This is a genomic window from Erwinia artemisiae (assembly GCF_051400835.1).
GTDB lineage: Bacteria > Pseudomonadota > Gammaproteobacteria > Enterobacterales > Enterobacteriaceae > Erwinia > Erwinia aeris.
In genome coordinates, this window is sequence record NZ_JBLFFM010000012.1 from 56466 (window position 1) to 71624 (window position 15159).

The window sequence follows — 15159 nt, forward strand, 5'->3', positions numbered from 1 at the left end:
GTCGGCGAGAGAGGATTCGAACCTCCGACCCACTGGTCCCAAACCAGTTGCGCTACCAAGCTGCGCTACTCGCCGAAAACTGCGTACTGCTAAAGATTTTGTGGTGCGAAGAGAGGGACTTGAACCCTCACGTCCGTAAGAACACTAACACCTGAAGCTAGCGCGTCTACCAATTCCGCCACCTTCGCATACAAAATCTGGGGTGGCTAATGGGACTCGAACCCACGACAACTGGAATCACAATCCAGGGCTCTACCAACTGAGCTATAGCCACCACACCTGTTACTCGTACTGCTTTACTACCTAACGCGGTAATACTACCACCGCAGCTCTTGCGCACAAACTTAATGGCGCGCCCGACAGGATTCGAACCTGAGACCTCTGCCTCCGGAGGGCAGCGCTCTATCCAGCTGAGCTACGGGCGCGTAGCGCCGTTGCGGATGGGCATACTACGGATTCGAGCCGATCCTGTCCAGTGCTTTTTGCACAAAAAATTCCGTTTGCTTACGCTTTGTGCGTTCTGTCTAAACTACAGGCGTTTTAGCGCGTTAATGCTTGTCTTTTAACCGATGAGGCCGTTTAAAAGCCGTTAATTAAAGATCGCCGCGCAGGTGATAACGCAGGTATTTTAGCAGGCTGAGCTGCCTTCCAATCCGCGAAGGCTGCACGATCAGCCGATAAAGCCACTCAAAGCCCGTTCTCTGCCATATTTTCGGCGCGCGCTTCACGTTGCCCGTGAAAACATCGTAGGTGCCGCCTACGCCCATATAGAGCGCATCAGGGTAGAGAGCCTTGCAGTCGCGCATCAGGATCTCCTGACGCGGCGATCCCATCGCCACGGTGACAATCTTTGCGCCGCTGGCGGCGATGCGGGCAAACAGCGCTTCCCGATCGGCAGGCGCGAAATAGCCGTCCTGCGAGCCAACGATATTGACGTTCCACTGGCGCTTCAGCTTCTCTTCGGTCTGGGACAAAATGCCCGGCTTGCCGCCGACCAGGAAAACCGGCGTGCCTTCGCGACCGGCACGCTCCATCAGTCCTTCCCACAGATCGGCTCCGGCAATACGCGCAACCTTAGCCTGCGGATACTTTTTGCGGATGGAGCGGACGATACTGATGCCGTCGGCGTACTTATATTCCGCCTCGTCGATCAGACGATGAATTTCCGGGCGGCTTTCCGCCGTCAGCACCTTTTCCGCATTGATAGCCACCAGCGTGCCGCTTTTCAGGCGTTCCCCCAGCCAGAGATAATCAAGGAATTCGGCCATATCGCGAAAGCCCAACAGCGTAATGCCGCGGATCGGGTAGTGCGGCGGCGTAAAAGCGGAGTCCATGACAGGTCCTTAAAGTTACTGGCTAACAGGTTTTGTTTTTGCGCCCGGATGGCGCACCGGCCGCGCACGGATTACGCCCGCGCTGTCGAACAACCAGTAGAGCAGCTTGGCTGCCACCACCGCCGCCGCAAAGATCAGGCAGAAGAACACCACGCGGGAGGCGAAGGCGTCCAGCCCTTCTCTGGCGAGCACGATCATATTAAAAACCGCGCCGAAGCAGAAGCTTTGCAGAATGGCGGCCTTGTAGCGATTATCCTCATGACGTCCTTTGGCATACAGCCAGTCGAACCATTTGATAATCATGCCTACCGCCACCGCGCCCAGCGGAATAAACCAGACGCCGCCCATCACCACCAGCGAGCCTAACAGCGTCGGCGAGATCGCCAGCCCGGAATGGTTGTTCAGCACTTCCCAGGTAAAGTAGTTGGCGCTGTTCAGTACCACCGAAGGCCTGTCCGGCCACAGCCAGCCCGGAATAAAGACGTAGAAATCCCGGACGATGGGCGCCAGCCCCTGGAATTCGATTTTGTCGTAATTTTGCAGCAGAAGACCCAAATTTTCCCAGGGCGAAAAGGTATCGCGCGTCAGGTAAAGGAAGGTGTAAAACGCCTCGCTGCCGCTGACGTCGAGGTTATAACGGCGCAGCGCCAGCCAGAACATGCCAACGATGCCCGCAACGCCAGCGGCGGCCAGCATCCACAGCGTGATCCAGCCCTGGATGATGCCGATAAAAAGAAACAGTGCGAAAGCGATGATGATGTTGGCGCGCGTGCCGCCGACAATCGCATAGGTCAGCAGCCCAAAAGCGACGGTAGCCACCAGGAACAGCAGCCAGCTTTTCAGGCCGGGACGCAGGAAGTAGACCACCAGCATCGCCGGGATAAAGAAGTAGAAGAAGCGCTTCAGCGCCACGCCCGACACTTCTGCCGAGAAAATCTGGCTGTAGCTGTGCAGCTTAAACAGCAGAAAACCGTTATGCAGAAAGAACACCAGCACCGTGCCCAGCGCAATCAGCGCCAGGATGCTCCACGTCAGGTGCGCCTCGACGCGGTTGATGGTGAACACCTGGCGAGCGGGCCTTTCCGTCGCCTGCCTGAGCCGGGTTTTATAGCTGACATAATAGATAGCGTAGAAGCAGGTTGCGGCAAGCATCGCCTGCAGCAAATACTCCGCAGGCACCACCTGCACATTGAAGCCAAACACCAGCACGCAGGTCAGCGGGAAGCCAAAGTAAAAGGTCAGCAGAAAAAGCAGCGAGAAGAAGACGTTGAAGTTAAACCGCACGCGCCGAAACTCTCGCCAGGTCAGCGTCAAAATCAGCCCCAGCGACAGCAGCCAGACCGACAGCAGGCCTGCAAACTGTGAAAACATCATGCCGTTGCTCCTTCCGCCAGCGCCAGCGCCTGCTGCCAGCCCGCCACAAAGGCCGGGTCGAAAAAGGCGATGGCGGCTTTATCCATTCCGGCCATCTGCCGCTTTGTTTCGGCGATCAGCTCCGGTGTTAGTTTATCACCGGCAAAAAGCACCGGCACCTGCTGCCCGGTCAGATCCTGCCAGAAAGGATTTTTACGGTTGATAACAAACGGAATGTTGGCCTGGATCAGCAGACACAGCGTGCCAATGCCCTGCTGGCGCTCGAAGATAAAGTAGCCCAAATCGCAACGGGCAAGTAGCGCCAGGTAAGCCGTAAAATCAAGCTTTTCGGTCAGCACGTTCAGCCTGGCGCCAAACAGCGCCGCGCCGGCTTCCCGCACGCGCTGGATATAAGCGTCGTTATTTGCCGGGTAGCCCATGGGCACAATGACGTTCACCCGCTCGCCGAACTGCTGATGGATTTCCTGCAACGCCTGAAGGTGACGGTTGCTGGCATCGCCGGAGTTGCCGACCAGAATGGTCAGCTCGCTGTTTTTTGGCGCATCAGGCAATGCGACCTGCGCCATGCGCGTCGGGAAATAGAGCAGCGAAGCGGGCACGGCAGGCTGACGCTGCTGGAAAAAGGCGATATCGCCGCGCGTGGCGAAGACGTGACCGATGCGCTTTTGCGCCAGACGACGCATGGCGTAAAACAGGCGGAACTTCAGGCCGCCAGCCTGCTCGTAGAGATCGGCGCCCCAGATATGCCAGTACGCCTGGTCAGGCCGGATTTTGCGTAGCAGCAGCGCCAGCCACAGCGTCGGATTGAACTGGCCATGAAAGAAAAAGCGCGTCTGTCGATCGGCCTGTGCGCGGGCAGTTACTGCCTCAGCAATGCTTTTTTTATCCTTAAACCAGCGAATAGCCAGTGAGGAAAACGCCGTCGCAGGTTCGCCCACGACCCAAAACTGGCGCTGTTCATTGCACGGCGCGGCCTGGGTCATGACGTCATTAAAAAACCGCAGAACGGTCTGGTTGTGGTGCTCAATCGGCGAGCCAAGAACGTGGATCAGTGTTGTCATACTTGTCTTTGATAAAGAAAAAATACGCCAGCGCAAAGCGCAAAATAGACGATGTAGGTTGCCATATAGGCCTGCGCCGCGCCGACAGCGCCGTGCAGTGGGATCAGCCACCAGGCAAACAGCGTCAGCAGCAGAAACTGGCTGACTTCCGTCAGCAGGTAAAAACGCAGCGAGGCTTTGGCAATCACCAGATAGCCGAACACATAAGCGCCTACCTTAAAAACGTCGCCGGTCAGCTGCCAGATAAAGAGGTCGCGCATCCCGGTGAACCTGCTGGAAAACAGCAGCCAGATCGCCACGTCGCGCAGCAGCCAGACGGTAAGGCTGACCGCCATCACCGCAGGCAGCACAAAGCTCAGCGACCGCCGGATCTCGCGCGAGATCGCTTTTTTATCGGTCAGCTTTGCCAGCGTCGGCAGCAGATAGACGCTGAAAGAGGCGGTGATAAATTGCAGATAAGCGTCCGAGATGCTGGTTACGCCCTGCCACAGACCGACCTGCTCCCAGCCGTCGTGCGCCGCCAGCAGATTACGCATCATCACCCAGGCGACCGGCAGCGTTACGGCGGTCATCAGCGCCATCAGCGTGAATTTACCCAGATTACGCGCGATGTCGCCGTGCCACTGCGGCTTAAGGAAATGCAGCGGCAGATGGTCGCGCTTTGCCAGCAACAGCGCCGCGGGCACCACTACCAGCGCCGGAACCAGCGCCATGCCGATCAGCGCGCCGCTGTAGCCGCCCAGCCAGTAACAGACAAACCACGCCGCCACGCCGATCAGGCTGCCTGCGATCAGCGACAGCGCGTTGCCCATCGCATCGCGAAAGCCTTTGATTACCGCCAGCGCCAGGTTGGCCCAGGCGATGCCGACCTGCACAAAAGCCAGCATCCGCACCACGTTCGCATAGCCGCCGTGACCAAACAGGCCGACGCTGACCGGTTCGGCAAACAGCAGGAAAACCACCGCCAGCAGCGTAGAGAAGCCCAGCACCATTGCCGACGCCGTGCCGGTTAAGGCGCGCAGCCGGGCAGGCTGCTGCTGATATTCCGCCACGTATTTGGTGACGCCGTTGAAGATGCCTGCGCCAGCCAGCACGCCCAGCACGGTGATTAGCTGGCGAAAGTTGCCCGCCTGCCCCACGCCCGCCGGGCCAAAGGACACGGCCAGCATCTTGACCACCAGCAGACCGGCAGCGATTTTTACCAGCGTGGACGCTGCCGTCCACACCGAAGCTTTAGCCAGCGACATATCAGAACCAGCTCAGCAGCGAGTTGATAACCGTTTTCTGGTTATTGTCGGAAAGGTTGTAAAACAGCGGCAGCCGCAGCAGGCGTTCGCTTTCCGCCGTGGTGTAGCGGTCCGTCCCGTGAAAACGGCCAAAACGCTGCCCGGCCGGTGACGAATGCAGCGGGATATAGTGGAATACGGCCAGGATTTCCGCTTCTTTTAACCAGTTAATCAGCGCGTTGCGGTCGTCGTTATCGCGCAGCTTGATATAGAACATATGCGCGTTGTGCTGGCAATCTGCCGCAAGGGTCGGCAACGTAATTCGTCCGCTGGCGGCGACGGGCAGCAGCGCGTCGTAGTAGTTCTGCCACAGGCGCAGGCGCTGCTCGTTGATGCGTTTGGCCTCTTCCAGCTGCGCCCAGAGATAAGCGGCCTGCAAATCGGCCATCAGGTAGCTGGAGCCGATATCCCGCCAGGTGTATTTATCCACCTGGCCGCGAAAGAACTGGCTGCGGTTGGTGCCTTTTTCACGGATGATTTCTGCTCTTTCCACCAGCGCCGAATCGTTGATCAGCGTCGCGCCGCCCTCGCCGCCCGCTGTATAGTTCTTGGTTTCGTGAAAGCTGAAGCAGCCGATATGGCCAATCGTGCCCAGCGCTTTGCCTTTGTAGGTAGCCATTACGCCCTGCGCCGCGTCTTCAATCACGTAGAGTTTATGCTTTTCCGCCAGCGCCATGATCGTATCCATCTCACAGGCGACGCCCGCGTAATGCACAGGAACGATCGCGCGAGTTTTCTCGGTGATGGCCGCTTCGATCAGCTTTTCGTCGATGTTGAGCGTATCGGGACGGATATCGACAAACACGATAGTCGCGCCGCGCAGCACAAAGGCGTTGGCGGTAGAGACGAAGGTGTAGCTCGGCATAATCACTTCATCGCCGGGCTGAATGTCGATCAGGATGGCGGCCATCTCCAGCGAGGCGGTGCAGGACGGCGTCAGCAGCACTTTACGACTGCCGAACCGGTTTTCCATCCACTGCTGGCAGCGACGGGTAAAGCCGCCGTCGCCGCACAGCTTGCCGCTGCCCATCGCGGACTGCATATACTCAAGTTCGGTTCCCACCACCGGTGGGGCATTAAACGGGATCATAAAATTACCTGTAGAGCCACCAGGCGGTGCGTTCAATTACGCCGCCGCAGCGATGATAAAGTCGGAGTGCCGGCAGATTGCCAAGCTGAGTGGCAACATGCAGACGCGTCAGGCGTCGCGCGCGACACCAGTCAATGGCGGCCTCGATCATGCGCTGACCGACGCCCAGTCCCTGCGCCTCAGGCAGCGTCGCCAGCAGGCCGATCCTGCCGCTGCCGTCGGCCAGCTCGCGCAGTGAGACGAAACCCTGTAGTTCGCCCTGGTCGTTGACGGCAATCAGGCACTGATGGTCGAAAGTCCCCAGTACAGCGTTTTCCACCCACTGCGCATAGAATCGCCCGCTGTCTTCCGCTTTATACCAGGGCGCGCGAAAGCGGCTGAAGGCAAAAGCGCTGCTGGCTACCTCGCGCAGCGCCGGAATATGTTCCTTACGGGCAATGCGAATGCCTTCCGGCCTGCCGCCCACGCCGATACCCAGCACGAAATCCGCTTCGCCTTCTACAAAGCGAAACCCCAGCGCGCTTAACGCATCCAGCTCCGCCGTCTGCTGCGACAGGATTTTCGCCTGGACGAGGTCATATTGCCGTAGCGACGCTTCATCGATCGGCGCCTCGTGCAGATCGACGGTCAGCAGGGCGCTGTTGATAGCGAAGAACGCGTTTTCCCACGTCAGCGGTTCGACGCGTCCCGGCAAAGCGGTGGCGTTCATCGCCAGAGGCCTTTGGTATCCACCAGCCAGCGCGAGCGCAGGCCTTCGACGTCGATGGTTTTGAACTGCTGATGATCCACCAGCATAACCAGCACGTCCGCCTGGCGTAACGCCTCTTCCTGCGTAACCAGCACGCTTCTCTCCGGCATCCCCTTCGGCAGCTCGTGAATATTCGGCTCGACCAGCTGAGTGACGCCCTGATGCCAGTCGGCGATCATCTGCGCCACTTCCATTGCCGGACTTTCCCGCAGGTCGTCGATATTGGGCTTAAAGGCCAGGCCAAAGCAGGCGATGGTCAGCTCGCTGGGGCGTTTGTCGCTGGCGACCAGGCACTCGGCCAGCTTTTTCTTCACCTGCTCCAGCACCCAGTGCGGCTTGCTGTCGTTAACTTCGCGCGCGGTGCGGATCAGGCGAGCCTGTACCGGATTCTGCGCCACGATAAACCACGGATCCACGGCGATGCAGTGGCCGCCGACGCCAGGGCCGGGCTGTAAAATATTGACGCGGGGATGGCGGTTGGCCAGCGCGATCAGCTCCCAGACGCTGATGCCCTGATCGGCACAGATCAGCGACAGCTCGTTGGCGAAGGCGATATTAACGTCGCGGAAGCTGTTTTCCGTCAGCTTGCACATCTCAGCGGTGCGCGAGTTAGTGACCACACACTCGCCCTCAAGGAATATTTTGTAGAGATCGCACGCTCTCTGCGAGCAAAGCGACGTCATGCCGCCGATCACGCGGTCGTTTTTAATCAGCTCGACCATCACCTGGCCGGGCAGTACGCGCTCCGGGCAATAGGCGATCTGCACGTCGGCTTTTTCGCCCGCGTGCTGAGGAAAAGCCAGATCGCTGCGCGCCATCGCCAGCCACTCGGCCATCTGCTCCGTCGCGCCCACGGGCGAGGTCGATTCCAGGATAACCAGATCGCCTTTTTTCAGCACCGGCGCGATGGACTCGGCCGCCGCTTTGACCCAGGCGAGATCCGGCTGGTGTCCGTCTTTGAACGGCGTCGGCACCGCAATCAGAAAAGCGTCCGCCGGCTCTGGCCGGGTGGTCGCCCGCAGATAGCCCTGCTCCACGGCCGTTTTCACCACCACGTCCAGGTCCGGCTCCACGATATGAATGTCGCCGCGATTAATCGTCTCGACCGCCCGCGTGTTGATATCCACGCCGATCACTTTTTTCTGGCGGGAGGCGAAAGCCGCAGCGGTAGGCAGGCCAATATAGCCCAGCCCGATAACAGAAATGGTATTGAACATTATAAAGAAATCCGATTGTTTTTAAGGGCCTGCACAATACGTTCGCAGGCCAGGCCGTCGCCATAGGGATTATGGGCGCGGCTCATGGATTGGTAAGCCTCTTCGTCCGTCAGCAGGCGCGTCACCTCGCGAACGATTTTTTGTGTGTCAGTGCCTACCAGCCTGACGGTGCCTGCGTCTACCGCTTCCGGGCGTTCGGTGGTATCACGCATCACCAGCACCGGCTTGCCCAGCGAAGGCGCTTCTTCCTGGATGCCGCCGGAATCGGTCAGGATCAGCCAGGCACGATCCATCAGCCAGACAAACGGCAGGTATTCCTGCGGCTCGATCAGCACTACGTTGTCGATATCGCTGAGAATACGATTGACCGGCTCGCTGACGTTAGGATTCAGGTGCACCGGATAAACGATCTGCGCCTCGGGATGGCGGCGGGCGATATCGGCCAGCGCGCTGCAAATGCGCTCAAAGCCGTCGCCGAAGCTTTCCCGACGGTGCCCCGTTACCAGGATCAGCTTCTTATCAGCCTCAAGGAAGGGATAGCGAGTCGCCAGGCCGTTACGCAGCTGCTCGTCGCTTAACACGCGATCGCGTACCCAAAACAGCGCGTCGATCACCGTGTTGCCGGTAACAAACATGCGCGCGGCGGGCAGATTTTCGCGCAGCAGATTTTGCCGCGCCGTTTCCGTCGGCGGGAAGTGCCAGGTCGCCAGATGCCCGGTCAGCGTGCGGTTGGCCTCTTCCGGCCACGGCGAATACAGATCGCCCGTACGCAGTCCGGCCTCCACATGCCCCACCGGAATGCGGTGATAAAAAGCCGCCAGGCTGGCTGCGAACGTCGTGGTGGTATCGCCGTGCACCAGCACGACATCCGGCCTGAACTCCGTAAACACGCCTTTCAGCCCTTCCAGAATACGGCTGGTGATCTCCGTCAGCCCCTGGCCTGGCCGCATAATATTCAAATCGTAATCGGGGACGATAGCAAACAGCTGCAGCACCTGATCCAGCATCTCACGATGCTGCGCGGTAACGCACAGACGCGCGTCTATCTCGCCATCCTGGGCAAGTGCATGAACCAGCGGAGCCATTTTTATCGCTTCCGGGCGCGTGCCAAAAACAGTTAATACTTTCACTGTTGTTCTCTTTCCTTCGTCTGTCAGGTAACTATAAATCGGCGCTTAACCGCGACGTCGGCGTAGCAAAGCGGTACCCGCGCCAACCAGCGCGCCTACGGCACCCCACATGATCATCATAAACAGGCGACGTGGGCTGTCGCGCTTCACCGGCTCTTCCGGCGTGCGCAGATAGCGCCAGGTCTGGAAAGCGTTATCCGGCTTCGGCCCGGCATTCAACGTGCTCAGCATGGCTCTGTTTTGATCATAGTCCAGATCGTAGGTCGGCCCGCTGGCCTGCAGGTTTTCCAGGCGGGCCTGCAACAGCGAGCGGCCCAGCAGAAACAGCTCGGAATCGGGCAGCTGTTCTGAAGGCGTGCTGGTTTTCGCCTGCTCGAAGCCCTGCTGCTGCGCGATTTTCAGCGCCTGCTGCACGCTGTTGATCTGGCGGTCATAGATGGCTTTCGCTACCGCTTCCTGCCGCTGCACCTGCGCCTTCAGCTGCTGAGCGCGGGCGGCCCAGCCGCCTGCCAGCTCGGCGTTAAGATGCTGCGCGGCGCGCTGGCCGGCAAAAGCAACATACTGGCGCAGCAGCGTGTTGGCCGCCGGCGCGGTTTCCGCGATCAGCTTGACGCTGTCATTCAGGCTTTTTGCCGCATCGCCGGGCTGATACTGAATATTGGCGATCAGCTCGTCGAGCAGCGCGGCATCGTCGCGAGCCTGCCCGCTCTGCCGCTGTTTGTAGTAGTCGCTTTGCAGCCAGAACTCGCGGCGGGTGTCATAAGACGCCAGCTGCATCACGAACTCCTGATAGGCTTCGTCCGCAATGGCGGGCGCAACGATGGGCGTGCTGCTGCTGCGGCTGTCCAGATTGTTCAGAAACAGCTGCTGCGAGTAGTAATTGCCCAACATATTGACGGTGGGACGATCGGTGACCGCCGTGGTGCTCCATTTTGGCGTGATCAGCAGCGAGCAGAGCCAGGCCAGCAGGGCAAAAAGCAGCGCGCTGCCGATAATCCACCGCTTTCCTCGCCATAGCGCGCAGCACAGCCCGCGAATATCCAGCTCGTTCTCTGCAACGTCAGGATGCGTCATACATGATATTCCTTGTCCAGGGTAAAGAGGTCCGAAACGGTCTAGCGGGCTTTGCGCAGCCTTCTTTTGACTCTTTTCAGCATTCGCGCCACGCGCCAGGCGCGTTTAATACAGTAGCCGTAGAGCATAAAAGCCAGTAAAAACAGCACCAGCATCAGCCACTCCGGCACAAAGCTCAGCGATTCGCCCAGCACGCCGACGCCGGCCAGCAGCGCGGCCGCCAGCGTGATCAGAAAGCAGGCCTGCCGCGAGGTAAACCCGGCGCGCATAATCAAATGGTGAATGTGCTGGCGATCGGCGGAAAACGGGCTCATGCCCTTGCTGAGGCGGCGATACATAATGGCGATCATATCCATCAGCGGAATGGCGATCAGCCACAGCGCCGTGACGGGCGTGACGGGATGGCTTTGTCCCTGGGTCGCCTCCAGCAGGATCCAGATAATGGTAAAGCCAATCAGCGTGCTGCCCGCATCGCCCATAAAAACCTTGTAGCGACGGCCGAAAACGCCAAGATTAAGCAGGATATAGGGGATAATGGCGGCGATCATCGCAAAACACCACATCGCCAGGCTTTGCTGTCCGTCCACGAACAGAATAATGCCCATCGCCAGGAAGGTGACGCAGGACAGGCCGCCCAGCAGACCGTCGATACCGTCCACCATATTAAAAGCGTTGATGGCCGCCCAGACCGCAAACAGCGTCAGCACGTAGCCGAAAGGCCCGACGATCAGCTCCCAGGGGCCAAAAATAAAGCCCAGGCTGAGCAGATAGAGTTTGGCCATGGTCATCATCACCACGGCGATGCCTGCCTGAACGCAGGCGCGTATCTTTACGCTGATATCAAAGCGGTCATCAAGCGCTCCGACCAGCACCAGCACGCCAGCGCAGCTCAGGTAAAGCAGACTATGGGGAATGTAGTAATCGGTCACCGCGAAGCTAAAACAGATGCCGGCGAAAACAGAGATGCCGCCAACCAGAGGAATAACGCCCTGGTGACGTTTGCGATAGTTGGGCTTGTCCACAAGACCCACTTTCTTGGCTGCTTTACGGGCGAAAAAGAGAAACACCAGCGAAAACAAAAATATTAAAGCAAGCTCAGTACTCATATTGAGTAAATTCACATTAACCAGCTCTCTGCTAAGAATCCCAGTGTTATAGCAATTTCTGTGCCACAAACCGCTGTCTGATTCTGATGTCCATTGTGCCACGGGAAAAATCCAGCCTCACCGCCCGATTTCCTGCCCGCCGCACCTTTAATTTAATTCTCCAGTGGCAACATCGTATAGCCCATAAACGAAAAACGCCACGTCTGAGCGCGGCGTTCCCCGAGTTTTCTTCTTTTTCCGGCTTCTGCGGTGAATTCGCACAAAAACAGGCCAAAAAAAGAGAGGGTTGATCGCTCAACCCTCTTTTTTTCCAGCAGACCAGCCGACTTACGAACGCTTCATCATGTCAAAGAATTCGTCGTTGGTTTTGGTCATCGCCAGCTTGTTGATGAGGAATTCCATCGCATCGATCTCACCCATTGGATGGATGATTTTGCGCAGGATCCACATCTTCTGCAGCTCTTCAGAGCTGGTAAGCAGCTCTTCTTTACGCGTACCGGAACGGTTGTAATCGATAGCAGGGAACACGCGCTTCTCGGCGATTTTACGCGCCAGATGCAGTTCCATGTTGCCCGTACCCTTAAATTCTTCGTAGATGACTTCATCCATCTTCGAACCGGTATCAACCAGCGCGGTAGCGATGATGGTCAGGCTGCCGCCCTCTTCCACGTTACGCGCGGCGCCGAAGAAGCGTTTTGGACGGTGCAGGGCGTTGGCATCCACACCACCGGTCAGCACTTTACCGGAAGCCGGCACCACGGTGTTGTAGGCGCGAGCCAGACGCGTGATGGAGTCGAGCAGGATGATAACGTCCTTTTTATGCTCGACCAGACGCTTGGCCTTCTCGATAACCATTTCAGCGACCTGCACGTGGCGGGAAGCTGGCTCATCGAAGGTAGAGGCGATCACTTCGCCCTTCACCAGACGCTGCATCTCGGTTACTTCTTCCGGACGTTCGTCAATCAGCAGCACCATCAGCACGCAGTCAGGATGGTTATAGGCGATGCTCTGCGCGATGTTCTGCAGCAGCATGGTTTTACCCGCTTTTGGCGGCGCCACGATCAGACCACGCTGGCCACGACCAATTGGCGAAGCCAAATCCAGTACGCGTGCGGTTAAGTCTTCGGTAGACCCGTTGCCGCGCTCCATGCGCAGACGCGAATTAGCGTGCAGCGGCGTTAAGTTTTCAAACAGGATTTTGTTACGGGCATTTTCCGGCTTGTCAAAGTTAACTTCATTAACCTTCAGCAGGGCAAAATAGCGCTCGCCTTCTTTCGGCGGACGGATCTTGCCGGAGATGGTGTCACCAGTGCGGAGGTTAAAGCGGCGAATTTGGCTGGGGGATACGTAGATGTCGTCAGGGCCGGCGAGGTAGGAGCTGTCTCCAGAGCGGAGGAAACCAAATCCATCCTGCAATATCTCCAGTACGCCGTCGCCGAAGATATCTTCGCCGCTTTTCGCGTGTTGTTTAAGGATGGCGAAGATAATGTCCTGTTTGCGCATGCGCGCCAGGTTTTCCAGCCCCATATTTTCGCCGAGTGTTATCAGGTCAGAAACCGGCGTATTTTTTAATTCGGTAAGATTCATAATGGTGGGTTCTTAAACTCGGGGTAAATCTCGAAATGTTTGTCGTCAATGGTATGGCGAAAAATCCATGCCTGTTAATGGCTGTCTTGTCAGACTCCCGATCATCGCGTGCAGGAATACGCGGATCCGATACGGGGAGACGGTAAGGACAAGGTGCCGGAAATTCTGGATACTAACCGTCAGATTGCTGAACATTTGTTACATTCAGAGGAAAACAGTGTTCAACAAGGAGTAAATATTAGATTCAAACTACAGGTAAGTGCGTAATGCAGTAAAAGTAAGTTAGCACGCTCTATGGCAAACGTCTAGCGATGAGCTAAAAATATGAACGAGGCAAAAAGAAAACCGAAGCGGGAAGCAGACTCGCGCCTGCGGTGAGCGCATATGGCCCACCGCAGCAGCAGAGCTGGTTAGCCCAGGTTCGCGTTCAGGAACTCTTTCAGCTGTCCTTTAGAAAGTGCGCCCACTTTCGTTGCCGCGACTTCGCCGTCTTTAAACAGCAGCAAAGTAGGAATACCGCGGATCCCGTATTTTGGCGCGGTGCCTGGGTTTTCGTCGATATTCAGTTTGGCGATAGTCAGTTTGCCGTCGTATTCTTCGGCGACTTCGTCAAGGATCGGGGCGATCATTTTGCACGGACCGCACCATTCTGCCCAGAAGTCGACCAGCGTCAAGCCTTCTGCTTTCAGGACGTCGGTTTCAAAGCTGTCATCGGTCAGGTGGACAATTTTATCGCTGCTCATGTCTTACTCCAAAAGATTATGCCTGGCTGCCTGGCGTAAAATCTGCCAACTTAGGTTGACTTTATTTCACCGGATACGCTTTCGTAAAGCAATAGTAAGCTGATATTCTACCACACTATGAGCAAAACACACTTAACCGAACAGAAGTTTTCCGACTTCGCCCTGCACCCTCAGGTCATTGAAGCCCTTGAAAATAAAGGCTTTCATAACTGCACGCCTATTCAGGCGCTGGCATTGCCTTTCACCCTTAACGGGCGTGATGTAGCGGGACAGGCGCAAACCGGTACCGGGAAAACGATGGCGTTTTTAACGTCAACGTTCCATCATCTTCTTTCTCACCCCGCGCCGGAAGGCCGTCAGGTCAATCAGCCGCGCGCGCTGATCCTGGCGCCAACCCGCGAACTGGCCGTGCAAATCCACGCCGATGCGGAACCGCTGGCGCAGGTGACCGGCCTGAAGCTGGGGCTGGCCTACGGCGGCGACGGCTACGATAAGCAGCTGAAAGTGCTGGAGAGCGGCGTCGATATTCTGATCGGCACCACCGGCAGGCTGATCGATTACGCTAAACAGAACCACGTGAATCTGGGCGCGATCCAGGTCGTGGTGCTGGATGAAGCCGACCGGATGTTCGATCTGGGCTTTATCAAAGATATCCGCTGGCTGTTCCGTCGGATGCCTGCGGCGAACCAGCGTCTGAATATGCTCTTCTCCGCTACCCTTTCCTTCCGCGTGCGCGAGCTGGCGTTCGAAAACATGAACAATGCCGAATATGTGGAAGTCGAGCCGGAGCAGAAAACCGGGCATCGCATTAAGGAAGAACTTTTTTATCCTTCTAATGAAGAAAAAATGCGTCTTCTGCAAACCCTGCTGGAAGAAGAGTGGCCGGATCGCGCCATTATCTTTGCCAACACCAAACACCGTTGTGAAGATATCTGGGGTCACCTGGCCGCGGACGGCCATCGCGTTGGCCTGCTGACCGGCGACGTGGCGCAGAAAAAACGCCTGCGTATCCTGGACGACTTTACCAAAGGCGACGTGGATATCCTGGTGGCCACTGACGTGGCGGCGCGCGGCCTGCATATTCCTGCGGTGACGCACGTCTTTAACTACGATTTGCCTGACGATCGCGAAGACTACGTGCATCGCATCGGCCGTACCGGCCGCGCGGGTGCCAACGGGCACTCAATCAGCCTGGCCTGTGAAGAATATGCGCTGAACCTGCCGGCGATTGAAGAATATATCGGCCACAGCATCACCGTAAGCCGCTACAACAGCGATGCGCTGATGACCGATCTGCCGCCGCCGAAGCGCCTGACACGCAGCCGTTCCGGTACCGGCCCGCGTCGCAGTAGCGGCCCGCGCCGCAGCGGCCCGCCGCGCAATAATAACCGCAAACGTTCAGGTTAACG

General features: G+C 57.6%; 13 protein-coding genes and 4 tRNA genes. 1 reads left to right on the forward strand and 16 read right to left on the reverse strand.

Features of this window, described 5'->3' with window-relative positions; translation table 11 throughout:
* Position 1: 1 nt before the first annotated feature.
* The 16 genes from ACMGEE_RS20030 to trxA form a co-directional block, all read right to left on the reverse strand.
* A tRNA-Pro gene (locus tag ACMGEE_RS20030) sits at positions 2-75 on the reverse strand.
* A 26-nt stretch (positions 76-101) separates the two neighbouring features.
* Positions 102-188 (reverse strand) — tRNA-Leu (locus tag ACMGEE_RS20035).
* A 10-nt stretch (positions 189-198) separates the two neighbouring features.
* A tRNA-His gene (locus tag ACMGEE_RS20040) sits at positions 199-274 on the reverse strand.
* 74 nt (positions 275-348) lie between these two features.
* Positions 349-425: transfer RNA gene (locus tag ACMGEE_RS20045), tRNA-Arg, on the reverse strand.
* A 168-nt stretch (positions 426-593) separates the two neighbouring features.
* Positions 594-1334, reverse strand: coding sequence for a lipopolysaccharide N-acetylmannosaminouronosyltransferase (gene wecG / locus ACMGEE_RS20050; protein WP_253457211.1), 741 nt, complete (start codon positions 1332-1334; stop codon positions 594-596).
* Between the two features lie 15 nt (positions 1335-1349).
* A complete protein-coding gene (wzyE, locus tag ACMGEE_RS20055) occupies positions 1350-2708 on the reverse strand; it encodes an ECA oligosaccharide polymerase (protein WP_253457209.1) in 1359 nt (452 codons plus the stop codon).
* On the reverse strand, positions 2705-3769 hold the full coding sequence (locus ACMGEE_RS20060) for a TDP-N-acetylfucosamine:lipid II N-acetylfucosaminyltransferase (RefSeq protein ID WP_436830540.1): 1065 nt from the start codon (positions 3767-3769) through the stop codon (positions 2705-2707). The genes wzyE and ACMGEE_RS20060 overlap by 4 nt, the downstream gene beginning before the upstream one ends.
* Positions 3766-5016, reverse strand: a complete 1251-nt coding sequence (wzxE, locus tag ACMGEE_RS20065) for a lipid III flippase WzxE (RefSeq protein WP_436830541.1) — start codon at positions 5014-5016, stop codon at positions 3766-3768. The genes ACMGEE_RS20060 and wzxE overlap by 4 nt, the downstream gene beginning before the upstream one ends.
* Position 5017: 1 nt before the next feature.
* The gene (rffA, locus tag ACMGEE_RS20070) at positions 5018-6145 is read right to left on the reverse strand and encodes a dTDP-4-amino-4,6-dideoxygalactose transaminase (protein WP_301731013.1); all 1128 of its coding nucleotides are present in this window, start codon (positions 6143-6145) and stop codon (positions 5018-5020) included.
* A 4-nt stretch (positions 6146-6149) separates the two neighbouring features.
* Positions 6150-6854 carry a dTDP-4-amino-4,6-dideoxy-D-galactose acyltransferase gene (gene rffC / locus ACMGEE_RS20075; RefSeq protein ID WP_253457197.1) on the reverse strand — a complete coding sequence of 235 codons (705 nt, stop codon included), beginning with the start codon at positions 6852-6854 and terminating at the stop codon, positions 6150-6152.
* Entirely contained in the window at positions 6851-8113 is a 1263-nt protein-coding gene (wecC, locus tag ACMGEE_RS20080) for a UDP-N-acetyl-D-mannosamine dehydrogenase (RefSeq protein ID WP_253461189.1), read from the reverse strand. Before wecC ends, rffC begins: the two co-directional genes overlap by 4 nt.
* Positions 8110-9240, reverse strand: coding sequence for a non-hydrolyzing UDP-N-acetylglucosamine 2-epimerase (wecB, locus tag ACMGEE_RS20085; protein WP_253457195.1), 1131 nt, complete (start codon positions 9238-9240; stop codon positions 8110-8112). The genes wecC and wecB overlap by 4 nt, the downstream gene beginning before the upstream one ends.
* A gap of 45 nt (positions 9241-9285) precedes the next feature.
* On the reverse strand, positions 9286-10314 hold the full coding sequence (gene wzzE, locus ACMGEE_RS20090; RefSeq protein ID WP_253457192.1) for an ECA polysaccharide chain length modulation protein: 1029 nt from the start codon (positions 10312-10314) through the stop codon (positions 9286-9288).
* A gap of 41 nt (positions 10315-10355) precedes the next feature.
* Entirely contained in the window at positions 10356-11435 is a 1080-nt protein-coding gene (gene wecA / locus ACMGEE_RS20095) for a UDP-N-acetylglucosamine--undecaprenyl-phosphate N-acetylglucosaminephosphotransferase (protein WP_253457189.1), read from the reverse strand.
* Positions 11436-11747: 312 nt separating this feature from the next.
* Complete coding sequence (gene rho, locus ACMGEE_RS20100) at positions 11748-13007, reverse strand: transcription termination factor Rho (RefSeq protein WP_125290732.1); 1260 nt, start codon at positions 13005-13007, stop codon at positions 11748-11750.
* Positions 13008-13417: 410 nt separating this feature from the next.
* Positions 13418-13750 carry a thioredoxin TrxA gene (gene trxA / locus ACMGEE_RS20105; RefSeq protein ID WP_125290733.1) on the reverse strand — a complete coding sequence of 111 codons (333 nt, stop codon included), beginning with the start codon at positions 13748-13750 and terminating at the stop codon, positions 13418-13420.
* Between the two features lie 117 nt (positions 13751-13867).
* Here trxA and rhlB point away from each other — a divergent pair, with 117 nt between their 5' ends.
* Positions 13868-15157 (forward strand): ATP-dependent RNA helicase RhlB, encoded by a 1290-nt coding sequence (gene rhlB / locus ACMGEE_RS20110; protein WP_253457186.1) that lies wholly within the window; start codon positions 13868-13870, stop codon positions 15155-15157.
* The last annotated feature ends 2 nt before the right edge of the window (positions 15158-15159 follow it).

What these genes read in the sequence shown, in the direction of transcription:
- wecG (WP_253457211.1), bottom strand. Translation starts at nt 1,334, where the DNA reads ATGGACTCCGCTTTTACGCCGCCGCACTACCCGATCCGCGGCATTACG.
- wzyE (WP_253457209.1), bottom strand. Translation starts at nt 2,708, where the DNA reads ATGATGTTTTCACAGTTTGCAGGCCTGCTGTCGGTCTGGCTGCTGTCG.
- rhlB (WP_253457186.1), top strand. Translation starts at nt 13,868, where the DNA reads ATGAGCAAAACACACTTAACCGAACAGAAGTTTTCCGACTTCGCCCTG.
- rho (WP_125290732.1), bottom strand. Translation starts at nt 13,007, where the DNA reads ATGAATCTTACCGAATTAAAAAATACGCCGGTTTCTGACCTGATAACA.
- ACMGEE_RS20060 (WP_436830540.1), bottom strand. Translation starts at nt 3,769, where the DNA reads ATGACAACACTGATCCACGTTCTTGGCTCGCCGATTGAGCACCACAAC.
- wzxE (WP_436830541.1), bottom strand. Translation starts at nt 5,016, where the DNA reads ATGTCGCTGGCTAAAGCTTCGGTGTGGACGGCAGCGTCCACGCTGGTA.
- wzzE (WP_253457192.1), bottom strand. Translation starts at nt 10,314, where the DNA reads ATGACGCATCCTGACGTTGCAGAGAACGAGCTGGATATTCGCGGGCTG.
- trxA (WP_125290733.1), bottom strand. Translation starts at nt 13,750, where the DNA reads ATGAGCAGCGATAAAATTGTCCACCTGACCGATGACAGCTTTGAAACC.
- rffC (WP_253457197.1), bottom strand. Translation starts at nt 6,854, where the DNA reads ATGAACGCCACCGCTTTGCCGGGACGCGTCGAACCGCTGACGTGGGAA.
- rffA (WP_301731013.1), bottom strand. Translation starts at nt 6,145, where the DNA reads ATGATCCCGTTTAATGCCCCACCGGTGGTGGGAACCGAACTTGAGTAT.